This window comes from Pseudaeromonas aegiceratis, from assembly GCF_046254905.1.
Classification (GTDB): Bacteria; Pseudomonadota; Gammaproteobacteria; order Enterobacterales; family Aeromonadaceae; genus Pseudaeromonas; species Pseudaeromonas aegiceratis.
In genome coordinates, this window is the sequence record NZ_CP158016.1 from 1,604,478 (window position 1) to 1,623,600 (window position 19,123).

16 protein-coding genes are annotated in these 19,123 nt (G+C 56.4%); all 16 read left to right on the forward strand.

Annotated elements, in window-relative coordinates; all coding sequences use genetic code 11:
• Positions 1-6: 6 nt before the first annotated feature.
• The 16 genes from epsI to ABHF91_RS07715 all read left to right on the forward strand — a co-directional run bounded on the left by epsI (position 7) and on the right by ABHF91_RS07715 (position 19,050).
• Positions 7-1,614: an exosortase-associated protein EpsI, B-type gene (epsI, locus tag ABHF91_RS07640; protein ID WP_409422862.1), complete on the forward strand. Its 1,608-nt coding sequence runs from the start codon at positions 7-9 to the stop codon at positions 1,612-1,614.
• On the forward strand, positions 1,604-2,887 hold the full coding sequence (locus ABHF91_RS07645) for a hypothetical protein (RefSeq protein WP_409422863.1): 1,284 nt from the start codon (positions 1,604-1,606) through the stop codon (positions 2,885-2,887). Before epsI ends, ABHF91_RS07645 begins: the two co-directional genes overlap by 11 nt.
• On the forward strand, positions 2,877-3,998 hold the full coding sequence (locus ABHF91_RS07650; protein WP_409422864.1) for a glycosyltransferase family 4 protein: 1,122 nt from the start codon (positions 2,877-2,879) through the stop codon (positions 3,996-3,998). Before ABHF91_RS07645 ends, ABHF91_RS07650 begins: the two co-directional genes overlap by 11 nt.
• A 1-nt stretch (position 3,999) precedes the next feature.
• A complete protein-coding gene (locus tag ABHF91_RS07655) occupies positions 4,000-5,073 on the forward strand; it encodes an acyltransferase family protein (RefSeq protein WP_409422865.1) in 1,074 nt (357 codons plus the stop codon).
• A gap of 29 nt (positions 5,074-5,102) precedes the next feature.
• Positions 5,103-6,107, forward strand: coding sequence for a glycoside hydrolase family 5 protein (locus tag ABHF91_RS07660; RefSeq protein ID WP_409422866.1), 1,005 nt, complete (start codon positions 5,103-5,105; stop codon positions 6,105-6,107).
• Between the two features lie 16 nt (positions 6,108-6,123).
• Positions 6,124-6,870 carry a WecB/TagA/CpsF family glycosyltransferase gene (locus ABHF91_RS07665; protein ID WP_409422867.1) on the forward strand — a complete coding sequence of 249 codons (747 nt, stop codon included), beginning with the start codon at positions 6,124-6,126 and terminating at the stop codon, positions 6,868-6,870.
• Positions 6,871-6,890: 20 nt separating this feature from the next.
• On the forward strand, positions 6,891-8,051 hold the full coding sequence (locus tag ABHF91_RS07670) for a hypothetical protein (RefSeq protein WP_409422868.1): 1,161 nt from the start codon (positions 6,891-6,893) through the stop codon (positions 8,049-8,051).
• Positions 8,052-8,136: 85 nt separating this feature from the next.
• Entirely contained in the window at positions 8,137-9,216 is a 1,080-nt protein-coding gene (locus ABHF91_RS07675; RefSeq protein ID WP_409422869.1) for an acyltransferase family protein, read from the forward strand.
• A gap of 252 nt (positions 9,217-9,468) precedes the next feature.
• The gene (locus ABHF91_RS07680) at positions 9,469-10,878 is read left to right on the forward strand and encodes a mannose-1-phosphate guanylyltransferase/mannose-6-phosphate isomerase (protein ID WP_409422870.1); all 1,410 of its coding nucleotides are present in this window, start codon (positions 9,469-9,471) and stop codon (positions 10,876-10,878) included.
• Positions 10,879-10,973: 95 nt separating this feature from the next.
• The gene (locus ABHF91_RS07685) at positions 10,974-12,317 is read left to right on the forward strand and encodes a UDP-glucose dehydrogenase family protein (protein WP_409422871.1); all 1,344 of its coding nucleotides are present in this window, start codon (positions 10,974-10,976) and stop codon (positions 12,315-12,317) included.
• A 79-nt stretch (positions 12,318-12,396) separates the two neighbouring features.
• Positions 12,397-13,833: a phosphomannomutase gene (locus ABHF91_RS07690; RefSeq protein WP_409422872.1), complete on the forward strand. Its 1,437-nt coding sequence runs from the start codon at positions 12,397-12,399 to the stop codon at positions 13,831-13,833.
• A gap of 71 nt (positions 13,834-13,904) precedes the next feature.
• Entirely contained in the window at positions 13,905-14,780 is an 876-nt protein-coding gene (rfbD, locus tag ABHF91_RS07695; RefSeq protein WP_409422873.1) for a dTDP-4-dehydrorhamnose reductase, read from the forward strand.
• 12 nt (positions 14,781-14,792) lie between these two features.
• Positions 14,793-15,665 (forward strand): glucose-1-phosphate thymidylyltransferase RfbA, encoded by an 873-nt coding sequence (gene rfbA / locus ABHF91_RS07700; protein ID WP_409422874.1) that lies wholly within the window; start codon positions 14,793-14,795, stop codon positions 15,663-15,665.
• 85 nt (positions 15,666-15,750) lie between these two features.
• Positions 15,751-16,995: a lipopolysaccharide biosynthesis protein gene (locus ABHF91_RS07705; RefSeq protein ID WP_409422875.1), complete on the forward strand. Its 1,245-nt coding sequence runs from the start codon at positions 15,751-15,753 to the stop codon at positions 16,993-16,995.
• On the forward strand, positions 16,982-18,187 hold the full coding sequence (locus ABHF91_RS07710; protein WP_409422876.1) for a polysaccharide pyruvyl transferase family protein: 1,206 nt from the start codon (positions 16,982-16,984) through the stop codon (positions 18,185-18,187). Before ABHF91_RS07705 ends, ABHF91_RS07710 begins: the two co-directional genes overlap by 14 nt.
• A complete protein-coding gene (locus tag ABHF91_RS07715; protein WP_409422877.1) occupies positions 18,187-19,050 on the forward strand; it encodes a hypothetical protein in 864 nt (287 codons plus the stop codon). The genes ABHF91_RS07710 and ABHF91_RS07715 overlap by 1 nt, the downstream gene beginning before the upstream one ends.
• Positions 19,051-19,123: the final 73 nt, after the last annotated feature.

Sequence of the window (19,123 nt, forward strand, 5' to 3'; positions counted from 1 at the left end):
TGAAGCATGGATCTTCAGTGCAGCAAGGCTAACCGGATCCCCAGCTCACTGGCCGCCAGCGTCCTGCTGATGCTGGTGACCATGCTCGGCGTCTATGGTCCCTCCGTGTATCGGCTCTACTTTGCCGATGGACAGGGCCTGGGGGGCAACACCAGCAGCATCTTGTTGCTGGTGGCACTGTTCTTGTTTCTCTATGGTTTGCCGCGTCAGCTAGCCCGCCCTGCGGCCGCTCAGCCATGGCTGGGTTGGTGTCTGGTGGCGGTGGCGCTCTTGATGTACGTGGTCGGCAACCTGCTCCTGCTGCCCATGCTGACCGTGGGGGCGCTGATCCCCTTCCTGGCCGCCATCGTCTGCCTGCAACTGGGGCTGTCGGCTTGCCGCGCCCTCTTGCTGCCATTGCTGCTCTTGTTGTTTGTCATCCCGCTGCCCTATGTCATCACCGACGTCATAGTGCAGCCGATGAAGCAACTCATCTCCATCGCCGCCGAAAATGTCCTGTACTGGATGGGCTACCCGGTGGCCCGGAGCGGGGTCTTGCTGACCCTGGGGGGCTATCAACTGTTGGTGGCCGACGCCTGCTCCGGGATCAACTCCTTGTTTAGTCTGGAAGCCATCGCCCTGCTTTACCTCAATGCCGTGAAGCGCGAGTCCGGCTGGCGCAACCTGATCATCGCCGTGCTGATCTTCCCCATCTCCATGCTGGCCAATACCACCCGGGTCGTGATCCTGGCCCTGATGACCTATCACCTCGGCAACGATATCGCCCAGGGCTTCATGCATGAGGCATCCGGCTTATTGCTGTTTGCCTTGGCGCTGTTTGTGATCATCAGCCTGGATAGCCTGCTGGATCGTATGCTGAAACCGACCAAGGTGGGGGAGGCCAGCATGACGGCCGCCCCAGTGCGGGAGTCTGGGGGCCGGTCCGTTCGTGGCTGGCCAACGGCCCTGGTCTTCACCGGCGTGTTGCTGTGCACCGCCACGGCGGCCCATCTGTTTATTGCCAACCGCAGCCTGATGGCTGACGAACATCAGATGGACCTGAACAGCCTGGTGCCCGAGCAGTTTGGTCACTGGCGGCTGCTACCCCAAGGCAACAGCCTGGCAGTCTTGCCGGAGACCCAGGCGTCCCTGGATAGCTTGTATGATCAGCAACTGGTGCGTACCTATCAAAACGACCAGGGGCAACAGCTCATGCTGACCATCGCCTACGGTCAGGATCAATCCAACGACCAGTCCCAGGTGCACAGACCCGAGATCTGCTATGTGGGGCAAGGCTTCTCTTTGCAAAGCGCCGTACCCGTGACCCTGCAGGTTGCCGGTCAAGCCGTGGCTGCCAAGCGCCTGGTGGCGCAACAGGGGCAACGGCATGAGCCCCTGACCTATTGGATGCTGGTGGGGGACAAGACAGTGCAAGCGGGCTGGAAGCGCAAGCTGGTACAGCTTGATTATGCTGCCCAGGGGGTGATCCCCGATGGTCTGCTGTTCCGCGTTTCCTCCATCGATCAGGACAACTCCCGTGCCTTTGCACTGCAACAGGCGTTTGTTGACGATCTGGTCCGTGCCGTTCCCGCCGAGCAACGTGCCCTGCTGATAGGAAAGGCCGATGAACACTGATAGTCGCGCCATGCCGTTTCATACCGGCCATCTGCTGGGCAAGGCCAGCTGGCTGGAAACCCGACAGGCCATTTTCCTGCTGGTGCTGGCCAGCATGCTCTATCAGATGGGGATGTGCTTCATCAACACGGTGGCGTTTAGTGTCAACACGGCGCTGGTTGGCCTGGTTGAGTTGATGATTTACCTGGGCTGTATTTTTTACCTGCGGCATGCCATCCCACGGTATATGGGGGCCTTTTTACTGTTGACGGCCGTCAACCTGTTGCTGCTGACCCTGATCCGCGGGTATCTGGATCCCAAGCCGTTTCGCGACATCTTGATCGTGGTTCTCTTTTTCTGGCTGGGAATGACCTATGGCTCAGTCAGACTCGTTGATCGCCTGGTGGCCGTTTCACTGTGTATTGCCATTGCCCTGGGAGCCTTCGAATGGTTGGCCATCGACAGCTATGTGAAGTTGTTTCATACCTTTTCCTACTTCCAGAACCAGAGCGGCATCGGCGTCAGCGGGGGGGCTATTTTTGAAGGGCAAGCACTAACCATAAATGGCTTTCGCCCGGAAGGCATAGGCAGAACCATCTTGCCCTGGGTCTTCGGTTCGCACCGTATCTCCTCTATCTTCCTTGAGCCTATCTCATTAGGAAACTTTGCCACTTTGGTTCTGGCATGGAGTCTGGTCCATTACACCCGGGGCGGACCCCGTCGTTATCTCTGGTTTATGCTGGGCGCCGCTACCCTTATCGCCTACGCCGACTCCCGTTTTGGTCTGGTGATTAGCCTGTTGTTGCTGGCCATTAGATTTATGACGCCGAGGCAACTCTATAGCCTGGCCGCATTGGCACCCTGGCTGATGGCAACGGGCCTGGTTATCTATGCCAGTGTCTTCTTCGACGGAAATTACTCAGATTCTTTCGCCGGCCGCCTGATGCAAAGTGGCTTGGCGCTGGGCAAGCTGGATTTTGCCGGCCTGCTGGGTGGTCAATCACCACTGAGGAATTATGGCGACATGGGTTATGCCTATGTGGTGACCCGCTTTGGGTTGATTTATCTCTTGCTGGCCTGGCTGATCTTTTGGCGGGTGCCCATGCCCTCCCTGGCGAGTCGGCGTTTTCGTGTGATGACCTGCCTGTATATGACCATGATATTGTCCATCAGCGGCACCTCCCTGTTCGCGCTCAAGTCGGCCGGACTCTTGTGGTTTATGTTGGGGACGGCCGCTGTCTCACGTGAAGACGCGGGTCATGCAATTGCAGAGGAGACAGTGGATGGTGCTTAAGGTATTTCATGTGGTCAGGCAATATCACCCCTCCATTGGCGGGCTGGAGGATGTGGTATTCAATATTGCCCAGCAGCAGCTGAAAACGGGCCAGCAGGCACCGACCGTGATCACCCTGGATCGACTCTTCAGGGGAGATGATGCAACCTTGCCCCACCACGAAGTCAGGGATGGCGTGCCGGTTATCCGTTTGCCCTATTGGGGCTCCAGCCGTTATCCCATCTGCTTCAAGGTGCTCGCTGCCATCCGGGATGCCGATGTGGTGCATGTGCACGGGGTGGACTTCTTTTTTGATTTTCTGGCGTTGACCCGGTTCTGGCACCGCAAGCCCTTGGTGGCTTGCTCCCATGGCATCTTCTTTCATACCGCCTATGCCAGCGGGTTAAAGAAAGTGTTTTTCAATACGGTGACCCGGCTCTCCTGTCTGGCCTATCGCCGCATTTTTGCCACCTCGGCCAACGATGGCCGGCTATTTGCGCAGGTATGCAACCCGGCAAAGATTGAGGTCATCGAAAATGGTGTCGATATCGATAAGTTCCGGCTGCCACCGCGTACTGAAGCCTGTAAGCATATTATCTATTTTGGGCGTTGGGCCAGTAACAAGGGGCTGTTGGATACCTTGTCACTGTTTAAGCAGCTGCTGGCTAAGGATGATGGATGGCAGTTGACCATAGCGGGGCGCGAGTATGATCTGACGGCGCAGCAGCTCGCTGCTGAGGTCAAGCGCCTTGATATTGCAGATAAGGTACAGATAGTACCGAATCCGGAACAAGATACACTTAAATCATTGTTGCAGCAGGCCAGTTATTTTATCTGCTTATCTCGCCATGAGGGGTTTGGATTGGCCGCTATTGAGGCAATGAGTGCGGGTCTTGTACCAATATTAAGTGCTATTCCACCATTTGTTCGGCTTGTTGAGGAAACGGGGCAGGGCGAGCTTTTGGCTGGTTTTAGCGAGGAAAGTATATTTAAAATAATGACGTTGCATGAAAGGTGTTCGCAAAGCTATACGGGGTTTGCCAATGCTCAAGTGACGGCGATTCAGCACTACTCATGGAGCCAAGTTGCTAGGCTTTATATGGGTGCATATGCTGACATGTCATGTGTCTGACATGAAATTTTGTTTGCCATACATGATGGATGTGCCTATGAACAACACAAGGAAAGAGTGGATTGATATAGCTAAGGCCATTGGTATTATTCTAGTGGTTTTTGGACATCTTGCCCTCCCGGTGAGGATGGTTAACTTTATCTATTCTTTTCATGTGCCATTGTTCTTTTTTCTTTCCGGGATGACTTGCTCTATAAAAAGAAATTCAACGGTGACAAGTTTTTTTGGAAAAAAAATTGATTCTATTGTGGTTCCATATTTTATCTTTTCAATTATCACTTACGGATTTTGGGTGTTGATTGGCAGAAGATTTGGTGCTGATGCGACATATAACATCGAGCCGTTGAAGCCATTTTTAGGCATCTTTTACTCAAGTGGCGTTGATTTTTGGATGCAGCACAACACACCATTATGGTTTCTGACATGTCTATTTGTTACTGAGACTCTATTTTATTTCATATTTATGCTGAAGAGGACTGTGGTTGCCGTTGTTCTCATTGCCGCCTTGTCTGCACTTGGTTTTTTTTGGGTGTCAGTTAATGGCCCGAGATTACCTTGGGGTATTAATATAGCGCTGTGTGCATTGCCAATTTTTTCAGCTGGGTATTTTTCAAAATCAATTTTTGATGGCTTATCAAAAAAGAGTCTAATCTGCATTGTTATCTGTTTGTGCTTGTTTGTGTCAATTGTTGTTTCATCGTCGAATGGTCGGGTTGACATGAATTATTGGGAGTATGGCAATGTGGCTTTGTTTTATGTCGGGGCGTTCTCCGGTGTGCTGATGGTTATTTCGTTATCAAGGTTGATTGAATCCAATGGTTTCCTTGCATGGGTCGGGAAAAACACCTTGGTGATTTTGTGTCTACATAACCTAGCATTTACATTTGTGCGTGGGATTATGGTCTACATTTTTCACGTCGATCTAAATGTCTTTACCGGTGCGATTTTACTAAATGTGATTTTCTGTGCACTTTCAATTGTTATGTTAATCCCTGTTGCAATCGGTATAAATAATTACGCACCATGGATCGTCGGAAAAAAGCGGCTGTTATCACCCGCCTTAAATCCAGTCTGATTTTTATTAACCATTGCGAGGCGACCATAATGAAGATTTTGCTTACTTTGTTGTTATTGCTTGGGTTTAATGGATTTGCTTCGGCCGACTGTCTAACAGCCAGTCGATTGCAAGGTGTCAACCTTGCAGGTGCTGAATTCAATGCATCTAAATTGCCAGGTAAGATGTTCTTTAATTATACGTATCCTGATACGGCCACCCTTGATTACTTCCGAGGGAAGGGGGCCAATTTAATCCGGCTGCCGATATTGTGGGAACGCTATCAACCCGAGGCCTATGGCGAGTTGGATACTGCCAATATGACCCAGCTTAGGAAGATAGTGGACTATGCCAAACAGTACGATATGTGTATTTGGATAGATTTGCATAACTATGCCCGATATCTCTCCCTGCCCCTGTCGGATTACAGTAATCCGGATGCGTTGCTTTATGATTTTTGGCGGCGGATAGATGAGGCGTTGGGGGATGATTCCCAATATTGGGCCTATGGGCTAATGAACGAGCCCGCCAAGGTGACGCGACAAGTCTGGGCCGATATTGCGATCTCGGTGGCCAAGCAATTGCGTAACGGCGGCGCCACTGGACTCATCATAGTGCCGGGGGGTAACTGGTCCGGGGCGCATAGCTGGCTCAAATCATCCTCAACCGATCCCAGCAATGCTGAGTTGTTTGCCAATCTCGAGGATCCCCTGGGGCGCATGGTGTTTGAGGTCCACCAATATGCCGATAGCAACTACTCGGGGACCAAGACCGACTGCATCACGGTGGAGAAGATGCAGATCCTGCTGCAGCGGGTCACCGACTGGGCGGCCGAAAACAATAAGCAGATGATCATGGGCGAGTTTGGTGTCGACGGCAGCGATGCCTGTCTGAAGGTGCTGGACAGCATGCTGACCAGCATGCAGTCCAAGGAGTGGCGTGGCTGGAGCTATTGGGCGGCGGGCGCCTGGTGGGGCTCGTATCCCTTCTCCATTCAGCCGAGTAATGGCGAAGATAAGCCGCAGATGGCGGTGCTTTCTCCCTATTTGCAGTGATGCTGCGGAGTGCCGGATGACCAACATTAAATCCAAACGGATCTTGGGCTTCGAGATATTCGATGGCCGTAAAGAACAGCTGGTGACGCATCTGGATGACACCTTGCGTCACGGGCAGGCATGTCTTTTCTATGCCAACAGCAATCTGTTGCAGCATTGTCACGGCGAGGCGCAGGACTACGTCAAACCGGATATCGTGATCGCCAACGATGGTATCGCGCTGGATGCCGTGGCCATGGCGCTGAGCGGCAGCCGGTTCACCGAAAACCTGAACGGCACGGATTTCACCCCCTATTTTCTGCAGCACAGCCAGGTGTGTCGCCGCACCTTTTTGCTGGGCGGGCGCCCAGGCGTGGCTGCGGCGGCGGCCGAGGCATTCACCACGCGCTTTGGCCTGCAGATCGTAGGGCATGCCAACGGCTTTGATGATATGGCGGACTTACCCGGACTGCTGGCGCGGATCAATGCAGTGGCACCGGATGTGGTGCTGGTTGCCCTGGGTAATCCGCGTCAGGAGGCGTGGATCTTGGCCAACCGCCAGTCCCTCGATGCCAAGCTGTTGGTGGGCGTGGGGGCCTTGCTGGATTTTGTTTCCGGTTCGGTCAAGCGAGCACCTGATTGGGTGCAGCGTCTCCATCTGGAGTGGCTATATCGTCTGTGTGGTGAGCCCAAGCGGTTGCTGCGGCGCTACACGGTTGAGATGGCGCTGTTTTTCATCCTCTGTCTTAGATGGCGTTTCAGTAACGCCTACCGTGTTGATTAAGGACCCAGGGAGGGCGCCAGATGAATGTACTTATTTTATCGGCTCACGATTTTCGGACGCCGCGCAAGGCGGGGCGTCACTTTGTGGCGGAAAAATTGGCCAAGACCATGACGGTGCGATTTTTTTCCATCCGCTACTCCTGGTTGTCCCGTCGGCGCCCGGATCCGCGGCATGTGATCGCCGACAAGGCCAATCGGCAGGAACACTATCAGGGGGTCGACTGCTACCTGTGGAAGCCCTGGCTGCACCCTTTCAACATGCGCCAGCCGGCGCTGCGCTGGCTGGAAGGGCTCTGTTATCGGCTCTACGTGGCATTGGCACCCAAGTTATTGCGGCAGTGGATGCAAGAGGCGGATGTCATCTTCTTCGAAAGTGGCATAGCGCCGGTGTTTTTCGATAAGGCAAAGGCGCTCAATCCCAAGGCCCGCCTGGTGTATGTGGCGGCGGATGAGCTGGATGCCATCGACGTGGCGGAGTACGTCAAACAGCTGATGGTGCGGGTCTCCACGCAGTTTGATCACGTGATCGTCAATTCGCGCAACATGGTCAAGGACTTTGCCCCAGGCAGTCGTCGCTTCTTCGTGCCCCACGGCATCGACGAGACCTTGCGCGACCAGGGGGAGCCGAATCCCTATTCCGGTGGCATCAATGCCATCGCCGTCGGCTCCATGCTCTTTGATGCCGACTTCATCACCCTGGCGGCCACGGCACACCCGGAGATCCAGTTTCACGTGATCGGTTGTGGCCGGCCGCGGGATCCGGCTTGGCCCGCCAACGTCACCGCCTACGATGAGATGCCGTTTGCCGAGACGGTGCGCTACGTCAAGCATGCGCACATCGGCCTGGCACCTTACCGGCCTGAGGGGATACCGCCCTCGCTGGCCGATACCTCGCTCAAGTTGCAACAGTATGCATTTTTCGGCCTGCCGGCGGTGTGCCCTATCCAGGCCGCGGGCCAGCATGGCCACCGCTTTGCCTACCAGGCGGGGGACCAGGACTCCATCTCCCGGGCCGTGACCGACGCCTTGGCGGCGGGCCGCCAGGCGGGGATCTCGGTGCTTAATTGGCAGCAGGTCGCCGAGCGTTACATGTCACCTGAGTTGTTTGAGGATACAAAGTTACCGGATCACCAGATTAGTGATCCTGTTTTGCGACTGGATACGCGGGTGGATACCCCTTGAGACGAAACACCGGGCATGGAGTCGTCTTGCACATGAGTGGCTTGATGATGTCTGCAAATCGTTCGGAAGGGCATGAGGATTCTTTATGACGAAGGACAAGATTGAAACTATTCCCGCGCTAGATGGAATTAGAGGAGCTGCTTGTCTTCTGGTTGTTCTTAGCCACGTCGCTGAGTATCTTCCTAATTCAAGCAAGATATTTTCTTTCCCCATCGCGTTAGGATCCCCCGGGGTGGCTATTTTCTTTTTGTTAAGCGGCTACTTAATGTCTTATTTGTATCTAGGGAAACCTTTTGACATTAAGACTTCTTGCGGATATGTGATATCTAGGTTTAGCCGTATAGCACCGGCTTATTGGATTGCCATCTTGATGAGTGTGGCCATTTACGTTTTCGTCGATGGTGAATTCCCTGCCGGCGTGCCGCCACATGAAATGTTGAGACATCTATTATTCATTGGTGGTAAGGGGGTGTTTTGGTCGATCCCACCAGAAGTGCAATATTATGTTTTTTTCTTGGGAGTCTGGTTTGCCGCTGATAAGTTACGCGTAAAGGTGTACTGGCCACTTGTTCTTGTTCTTGTACTTGTTGTCTTTATGTGGTTCACCAGAGAGCGGTGGCCAGGAATTTTGTTGCCATCAAAATTTCACTTCTTTATTTCAGGATGTTTAGCGGCCATTGTGTTCGACCAGGTTCGATGGCGTTTTGCACCCACAATGCTTTTGGTTACCCTAGCGCAGCTCATGTCGATCGTTGCAATCTCGTTTGGTATCAGTGGGTTGCGCGGTGTGGCATCTCATGAATTTTATAATTCATCATGGTTCTTTCTAATTGTCTTTTTCTTCATTATCGCGTTTTGTTTTCGTAGTCAATTTGCAGATGGATTATTTGGTAATAAGTTAATGCGTTGGTTTGGTAGGGTGAGCTTTAGTGTCTATCTATTCCATTGTCCAGTGTTGTATGGTGCTGCCTGGATGTTGAGTCAGTTTGACCTTGTTGGGGTTGGGTACGACATGATGGGCATCTTTTTTGCGATCCTTGTTCCTGGTCTTTTCTCGTTATGGATAGAATTGCCATTGTGTCGCGTGTTCAAGACCTGGCTTAATAGACACTTAAAGGATTTTTTCTTGCTAAGGGAAAAACAGAAGGTTTCAGTTGAAATGTGAAATGTGAAATGTGAAATGTCCTGTTTTTGATGGGATATTAGATATTGCACGAACTTGAGGATGCTGACAAAATGAGACGAATGTCCCATTTTAACTGAGCAAGGATGTACTTCAGTGCTTGGCGGAATTTGGCGCGTCTCATTGGTTTTAACCATGATCTAGCAATGTGCGGTGTGATTGGCTAAGGGTGATATGATTTTTGTGTGTGGATATATTCATAAGGCGATGAAGTTCTATTAATCGAGGATGGTTATGAAAATATTTCCTGTCATCATGGCGGGTGGCAATGGTTCACGGCTCTGGCCCTTGTCCCGGGGGCTGTATCCCAAGCAGTTTCTGCGCCTGGAGGGCCAGTTCACCATGCTGCAGGAGACGGTGCGTCGGCTTGACGGCCTCGCTTGTGGCGCCCCCTTGCTGATCTGCAACGAGGAACACCGCTTCTTGGTGGCGGAGCAGCTCAGGGCCATGGATCAGCTGGCGGGCAATATCATTCTGGAGCCGGCGGGGCGCAATACGGCGCCGGCCATCGCCCTGGCGGCCATGACCGCCTTGGCCCAAGGCGAGGATGCCTTGTTGCTGGTGCTGGCGGCGGATCATGTGATCCGCTCGCCCGCGGCCTTTGTGGCCGCCGTGCAGGCGGCGCGCCCCCATGCCGAGGCGGACCAACTGGTGACCTTCGGTATCGTCGCCACTGCGCCGGAAACGGGGTATGGCTATATCCGGCGTGGCGACGCCCTGGCGGGCCAAGGCTACAGGGTGGCCGAGTTTGTCGAAAAGCCAGATCTGGCGACGGCGCGCCACTATCTGGAGTGCGGCGAGTATTACTGGAACAGCGGCATGTTCCTGTTCAAGGCCAGCCGTTATCTGGCCGAGCTGCAGTCCTTCCGCCCCGACATTTATGCCGCCTGCGAGCGGGCGCTGGGCAACCCCAGCAGCGACATGGACTTTGTGCGGGTCGACAAGGCTGCCTTCCTGGCTTGTCCGGAGGACTCCATCGACTATGCGGTGATGGAGAAGACGGCGTCCGCCGTGGTGGTTCCGCTTGATGCCGGCTGGAGCGATGTGGGCTCCTGGTCTTCCCTGTGGGAGATCAGCCCGCGCAGCGCCGACGGCAACGTGCAGCAGGGGGACGTGATGTTCCACGACAGCCATAACAACTACGTCTATGCCGAGAGTGCCCTGGTCAGCCTGGTGGGGGTGGAGGATCTGGTGGTGATCCAGACCAAGGACGCCACCCTGGTGGCCCGGCGGGAGCGGGTGCAGGAGGTCAAGAAGATCGTCGAGCGCCTCAAGCAGCAGGGGCGTAGCGAGCACCATGTCCACCGGGAGGTCTATCGGCCATGGGGCAAATTCGATGCCATCGACAAGGGGCAGCGCTTCCAGGTCAAGCACATCACCGTCAAGCCGGGGGAGAAGCTCTCCCTCCAGATGCATCATCATAGGGCCGAGCACTGGATTGTGGTGTCGGGCACGGCACGGGTGACCTGCGGCGAGGCTGTCACATTGCTCACGGAGAATCAGTCTACCTATATCCCCTTGGGGCAGACCCACTCATTGGAAAATCCCGGCAAGATACCGCTGGAGCTGATCGAGGTGCAATCGGGAACCTACCTGGGTGAGGACGATATAGTGCGTCTTGAGGACAGGTACGGTCGCGTTTAGTGGTGGACGGTAGGGCAGCCATGCCAGGTAAGGCCAGCGCTGCGTGATGGGTGACGGGACCTTCTCGTCAATATGAATATAAGGATGAGCCTAGGATGAGAGTCACGGTATTTGGCATTGGATATGTAGGGTTGGTGCAGGCCGCCGTGCTGGCGGCGGTCGGCCACGACGTCATGTGCGTCGATGTGGACAGCGCCAAGGTGGACGGGCTCAAGAAGGGGAACATTCCCATCTATGAACCGGGGCTGACGCCGCTGGTTCAGGAAAACTACGATGCCGGCCGTCTGCGCTTCACCACCGACGCGGCGGAGGGGGTGCAACATGGTGAGCTGCAGTTTATCGCCGTGGGCACGCCACCGGATGAGGATGGTTCCGCCGATCTCAAATACGTGCTGGCGGTGGCCAAAACCATCGCGACCCATATGCAGTCCAAGAAGATCGTCATCAACAAGTCCACCGTCCCCGTGGGCACCGCCGACCGGGTCAAGGCAGCCATCCAGGGCGTGCTGGACGAACGGGGCATCCAGTTTGAATTCAGCGTGGCGTCCAATCCCGAGTTCCTCAAGGAAGGGGCCGCGGTCAACGACTGCATGCGGCCGGATCGCATCGTCATCGGGACCGACAGCGACTGGGTGAAGGAGGCGATGCAGGAGCTGTATGCTCCCTTCAACCGCAACCATGAAAAGATCATCTTCATGGACATCCGCTCGGCCGAACTGACCAAGTACGCCGCCAACTGCATGCTGGCCACCAAGATTTCCTTCATGAACGAGATGTCCAACCTGGCGGAACGCCTGGGGGCCGACATCGAGATGGTGCGCAAGGGCATCGGCTCAGATGCGCGGATCGGCTATCACTTCATCTACCCCGGCTGCGGTTATGGCGGTTCCTGTTTCCCCAAGGATGTGCAGGCGCTGATCCGTACCGCCAGCACGGTGGAGTATCCCGCCGAGCTGCTGCAGGCGGTGGAGAACGTCAACGAACGGCAGAAACAGAAGCTGTTCGATTTTATCCATCGGCACTTCGCCGGGGATCTGGCGGGCAAGACCATCGCCTTGTGGGGCCTCTCCTTCAAGCCCAATACCGACGACATGCGCGCCGCCTCCTCCCGGGTGCTGATGGAAGCCCTGTGGGCCGCCGGCGCCAGGGTCCACGCCTACGATCCCGAAGCCATGCAGGAGGCGCAGCGGATCTACGGTCTGCGGGATGATTTGCAGCTGGCCGGCACCCGCGAGGCGGTGCTCAAGGGGGCGGATGCCCTGGTGATCTGCACCGAATGGCAGCAGTTCAAGGCGCCGGATTGGAGTGTGATCAAGGCCTCTCTCAAGCAACCGGTGATCTTCGACGGTCGCAACCTGTTCGATCCGGTACGGATGAAGCGGGATGGCTTTGCCTACTACGCCATAGGGCGGGGCGAGTCCATCGCACAATTCAACTAGTTGACAGGGCAGGGGAGCGCCGAGTGCTGCGGCACTCGGGCTGCTCTGTTGCGGCGTGACAGAGATAGGTGTTGCTAAAATGAAGACTCAATTGAACAGTACGGCGCTGATCCGCCAAGGCGGGGTGGCGTTTGGGACCAGCGGGGCCCGGGGTCTGGTGGTGGACTTCACGCCGGAGGTGTGTGCCGCCTTTACCCATGCCTTCGTGGCTGTGATGCGGCAGGCATGTTCAGTGCCGCAGATGGCGCTGGCCATCGATAACCGGCCCAGCAGCCTGGGCATGGCCCAGGCCTGTGCGGCGGCCCTGCTGCAGGCCGGGATCGAACCCCTGTTTTACGGTGTGGTGCCGACCCCGGCACTGGCCTATCAGGCCATGCGGGACAAGATGCCCTGCATCATGGTGACCGGCAGCCATATTCCCTTCGACCGCAATGGCCTCAAGTTCTACCGGCCCGATGGTGAGATCACCAAGGCCGATGAGTTGGCCATCCTCGCCGCCGACGTGGCGTTTGATCCCCTGCCAAGCTTGCCCAGCCTGACTGTGCGTGCTGAGGCGGCGCAGAGCTATTGCCAGCGCTACCTCTCCTTGTTCCCCGCCGGCCTGCTGGCCGGCAAACGGATCGGCATCTACGAGCACTCCAGTGCCGGGCGGGATCTCTATGGGCCCATGCTGCGGGATCTGGGGGCCGAGGTGATTTCCCTGGCGCGCAGTGACGCCTTCGTACCCATTGATACCGAGGCGGTGGGGGAAGAGGACAAGGCTAAGGCGCGAAGCTGGTCGGCCGAACATAACCTGGATGCCATCTTCTCCACCGATGGCGACGGTGATCGGCCACTGCTGGCCGACGAGCAGGGGGAGTGGTTGCGGGGGGATATCCTGGGACTGCTGTGCGCTTCTGCCCTGTGCATAGAGGCACTGGCGGTGCCGGTCAGCTGCAACACCCTGGTGTCCAGCTGCGGCCGCTTCGAGCAGGTGTCGTTGACCAGGATCGGCTCCCCTTATGTGATTGCCGAGTTTGCCGAGCTGGCCAAGACGTATCGGCGCATCGCGGGCTTTGAGGCCAATGGTGGTTTCTTGCTGGGCAGCGATATCGAACTTCATGGCCAGCCGCTGGCGGCCCTGCCCACCCGGGACGCCGTGCTGCCGGCTCTGATGGTGCTGGCCGCGGCTGGCGCCGGCGGCATCTCGACCCTGGTGAATGCACTCCCCAAGCGCTTTACCCATTCCGACCGCATCAAGGACTTCCCCACCGCGCAGAGCCGGGCCATTCTGGCCCAGGGACAAGGGGATCCTGCCGGCTTGTTGGCACGGCTGGGCTTTCAGGATGTCGAGGTGGTGCGGGTTGATACCACGGATGGCCTGCGCCTGACGTTGCAGGAGGGGGGCATCGTTCACCTGCGACCCTCCGGCAATGCGCCTGAGCTCAGATGTTACGCCGAGGCCGATAGTCTGGCCCAGGCCCAGGCGTTGGTGCGCCAGGCACTGGATAACCTGCCAGTACTGGCCTTGGCCTAGGCGCCAGACTGGCGACAGCCCGTCGGCACTCATCAGGACAGATCCCCTCCCGCATGCCAGAGGAAGAGACATTGAGAATATTGATAGCCGGAGCTCGGGGCCAGGTTGGCTCCTTATTGCGCCAGCAGGCCAGCCTGCGGGGCTGGGATGTCCTGGCGGTGGATCGTGAGGAGCTGGATATCACGGATCCCGTGGCGGTCAATGGGCGGGTGGCCCAGTGGCGGCCCCAGGTCATCATCAATGCCGCGGCGCACACCGCCGTGGATAAGGCCGAGAGCGAGGTGGCGGCCTCCTTTGCCATCAACCGCGACGGGCCGGCCAACCTGGCGGCGGCAGCCCAGCAGGTGGGTGCCGTGCTGTTGCACATCTCCACCGACTACGTGTTTGCCGGAGACAAGGTGGGCCTCTATGTGGAGAGCGATGCCGTGGCGCCGCAAGGCGTCTATGGCGCCTCCAAGCTGGCCGGCGAGCAGGCGGTGGCGGCGGCTTGTCCCCGTCACCTCATACTGCGTACCGCCTGGGTGTTTGGCGAGCAGGGCAACAACTTTGTCAAAACCATGCTGCGACTGGCCGCCAGCCGGGATTCGCTCGGCATAGTGGCGGATCAGTTTGGTGGCCCCACCTATGCCGGGGACATCGCCGCCGCCCTGTTGACGATGGCGCAGCAGGCGCTGGCCCCGGGCTTTAGCCAGTGGGGCCTGTACCATTTTGCCGGTGAACCCCATGTCAGCTGGCATGGGTTTGCCAACGCCATCTTCCAGGTGGCGGTTGAGCAGGGGGTCTTGGCCCGTCAGCCGGCGGTACAGGGGATCGGCACCGCCGACTACCCGACCCCGGCCAAACGACCGGCCAACTCCCGACTGGATTGCCGCAAGATCCGGCAGGTGTTCGGCATCCTGCCCAGTGATTGGCCTCGGGCCTTACAGAACATCAAGGCGTATGCCTGAGGAGAGCCGATGATGAAAGGCATTATCCTGGCCGGCGGCAGCGGTACCCGGCTGCACCCGGCCACCATAGGCGTCAACAAGCAGCTGCTGCCCGTGTATGACAAACCGATGATCTACTATCCGCTGACCACCCTGATGCTGGCCGGTATCCGCGAGATCCTGATCATCAGCACGCCGAACGATCAGGCCACCTACCAGCGCATCCTGGGGGATGGCAGCCAATGGGGTCTTAGCATCCAGTACGCCATCCAGCCTAGCCCGGATGGTCTGGCCCAGGCCTTCCTCATTGGTGAGGAATTTATCGGTACGGATCCCGTCTGCCTGATCCTGGGGGACAACATCTTCCATGGTCACGGCTTGAGTCAGATGCTGCAGAAGGCGGCCAGTCAGGACAGTGGCGCCACCGTGTTCGGCTATTACGTGCAGGATCCGGAACGCTACGGTGTGGTGGAGTTCGACAAGCAGGGCCAGGCGGTGTCCATCGAAGAGAAGCCGGCCAAGCCCAAGTCCAACTATGCCGTCACCGGCCTCTATTTCTACGACAACGACGTGGTGGAGATCGCCAAGCAGATCAAACCCTCTCCACGGGGTGAGCTGGAGATCACCGACGTGAACAACGTCTATCTGCAGCGTGGCCAGTTGCGGGTGGAGCGCATGAGCCGCGGTGCCGCCTGGCTGGATACCGGCACCCATGATTCATTGCTGGATGCTGCCATCTTCATTCGCGTGCTGGAGAAGCGCCAGGGCCAGAAGGTGGCGTCCCCCGAGGAGACCGCCTATCGCATGGGCTTTATCGATGCGGATCAGCTGGAAGCCCTGGCCAAGCCCTTGATGAAGAGTGGCTATGGCGCTTACCTGATGCAGGTGCTGGCCGAGCAGTATTGAGGGGCCACGCCGGCGGCTGACAGACGTGTCGCTGCCCCGGTCTACGGCAATAACTCATAACAACAATGAAAAGGCAGCTATCGAAATGAAAGGGATTGGCCCGAGAAACGGACTTCTTGCCAAGATTTTCACCGTGTTGGCCGGTGGTGTGCTGGCGCAGATCATCGCGTTTGCATCCACCCCCTGGGTCACGCGGTTGTACACGCCAACCGAGTTTGGTGTGTTTTCAAATGTGTCCGTCTTTGCTGGCTTCCTGATGCCCTTGTTGTCGCTGAGCCTGCCCATGGCGGTGGTGCTGACGCGGGGCAAGGGGCGGGGGCGGGCGTTCGCCAAGGGCACCATGCTGCTCTCCTGCCTAGGCGGCTTGGTGCTGCTGGGACTCAGCCTGGTGGTGTGGCTCAGTGGCGCGGAGGCCACCGCCTATGCCATCGCCATGGCCACCCTGTTTGGTCTGGGGATAGCGCTGCAAGAAAGCATCATGTATCTGTATATCAAGGAGCAATACTACTCGATCCGTGCCGGCCTGCTCGTGATCCAGGCTCTGATAGTGGCGGGACTCAAAATTGCCCTGGGCTATATCGACAGCAGCGCCAACTCGCTGATCTGGTCCTCCATCATCGGCTACTCGCTGGTCAATCTGGTTGCCGTCCTTCATCTGCAGCTGTTTTCGGTCAAATTCAACCGGCTTAATTTTTATGCCGCATTGAAATCCAAGACCCAGTTCATCAAGTTCCGGACACCGCAAAACTTGCTGAGCAACCTTAACCTGCTGCTGCCTGTCAGTGTGTTGACCTATTTCTTTTCAGCCGGAGATGCCGGCCTGTATGCCTTGGCCCGGACCGTCATCATATTGCCGGCCACCATCTTGGGTAAGTCCATCACAGATGTGTTGTATCCCAAAATGGTCGATATGGTAAAAGGCAAACAGCACGTCAGTCAGATCCTCAACAAGAGCGTGCTGGCCCTCTCACTCATTACTGTGCTCCCTCTGGTCATTCTGGAGTGGCAAGGGGATTATCTGTTCGATCTGGTGTTTGGCGATAAATGGTCTGGCTCGGCGGATTATGCCAAATGGGTGATGGTGTGGGTGTTTTTCAATATCATCAACAAACCCCACACGGCGTTGATCCCGGTTTTTAATCTGGAAAAAAAGTTTCTTAAGAACAGCGTTTCAAACTTTATTTTGACCTGCGCTGGCTTGGCGGTCGGGGTCTTTTGGATAAAAGATCCCGTGCAAAGCATCAAGTGGATGTCGCTGCTTACTGTCGTTCCTCAGTTGATGATTGTTGTCATCGTTATGTCAAGGGTTAGGGATTATGAGAAAAAATAAGATTGTCCTGTTTGGGGCGTATGACAGATACAACTATGGCGATAATCTGATGCCCATCGTCTTCCTTGATTACATGAAGAAATATCATCCTGATCTGGTGGCGCAGTCGGAGTTTGTTTACAGCTCCATCATGGCCTCAGACTTGAGCCGCTATCAGGCCCCCAAGACCATTCCCATCGATGACGTGTGTCCCTCACTGTCAAACCAGGATGCGCTGATCGTGGTGGGGGGGGAGGTGCTCTGCGCCTCCAACAGCACGCTGTTTTTACACATGCCGCGCAACAAGACACTGAACGATCTGCTCACCAAGCTGAATCGCCGGCCGGTTTTTCGCGATCTGCTGCATCTCTATGCCCGCCATCGCTGCCCGATCCCCTGGGATTTCCCCTACGTGCCAGACCCGGACAAGCTGCCGGCCGGCCTGAAGATCGTCTATCACACCGTGGGGGGGCATCTGAACGACCTGGGGCCGGCCAAGCGTCAGGAGATAACCGGGCGGCTCAATCGTTCCGCCATCCTGGCGGTGCGGGATAATCGCACCAAGGATCATTTGGCGGGGATCCCCACCACCTTGGCGCCGGATTCTGTACACATCATCTCGGACCTCTATGACGACACTTTTTTTGCCGAGCACGCAGAAAAAATGTACCGCACCTATCGCAACGAACGTTATTTTTGCTTCCAAGCCTCACCGCAGAAGATGCCGGAAGATATCCAGTCGGTAGCACAGGTTCTGCGGGATATTTGTCAGAAGAATGGCTGTAAGGTCATGCTCCTGCCCATAGGTTACGCCGCCGGTCATGATGATGCCTTTTTGCTCAGGGAGCTGCAGTCATTGATACCCGAGGTGGCCTTTTTTGAAGACGAATTGACCCTGTGGGAAATCATGTTCCTGATTAAAAACAGTCTGCTGTACATTGGCACCAGCCTGCATGGTGCCATCACGGCATTAAGTTATGGGATCCCGCATTTCGGGTTGAACAAGAAGATCGTCAAGCTCAATGATTTTCTCGGTGACTGGAGCGTCGCCCCCTTCAATCAAAATTACGATATGCAGACCATAGGTGAGTTGGCCGCCGATCTGAGCGCGTTACCCAGCGAGGCCTTGACCGCAAGAGCCAAGCTGAATAATCAATTGGTGCGGCAGCACTTTGATTCGGTTGCCACGCTGTTGGGCCAAGGAGGTGACTAATGTTTAATACGGCCTTCTTGGTAGTGCTGTATAACAAGACCCTTGCCGACTCAAACACCTTGCGTGCCATCGCGCAGGCCGATGTGGACTTGGCTGGTGGCAAATTAGTCATCTGGAATAATGGACCGGCTGGCCTGACGGAGCGGGACGTCACGGCTTTTCAGGCGAAAGGCCTGGAGGTGGCCATAGTGGAAACCATAGGGAATATTTCGCTGGCGGGCATTTACGATCAATTTATGCAAAATTTCCCGGCCGAGCGCTATGTGCTGCTGGACCATGACTCCAGCATAGATCGTGAATACTTGTCCGGGGTGGCCAGGGTTCAAGCCGATGAGCTGGGGGTGCCGCTCATTCATGCCGCCGGTGCCATTCGTTATCCCACCCGTGCCGGCATCCCGTGCGGGCCGCAGTTTGGGCGTGTCTTCGATGACACCCATGTCGTCAACTCCATCGGCAGCGGACTGGTGTTGGGCCAGGGACTGGTGGAGACACTGCGCCAGCAGTATGGCCAGCCCTTCGATGAGCGGTTTTTTCTCTATGGCGTGGATACCACGTTTTTCCGGCGTATCCGTGCCAGCCTGCTCACCAGCCATATCCGCCTGATCCCGGGATTTGAGCACTCCCTTTCCAAGCTGGAAGCGGAGTCGGAGGCGTTGCGGCGTTTCAGAAAGAAAGAGCGGTCATACGATCTGGGGCTGACGTTGCGCTTCTATGAGCGCTTCCCGACCAACATCCTTAAATTCGCCAAGGTGTCCGTCGGGCATGTCAAACGCAAGCTCCTGGGGATCCCCACCAACATTCAGTATCCCGATTATGTCCGGGCCGTCTTTGGCGGGCGTCACTACCGCAATTCGGCACGTTAGGCGCGGGCGGGCGCGCTTGGCGGAACGGCCCGCCTGGTGGGGTTTTATTTTGTAGTGACTCATTGCGTGGAGC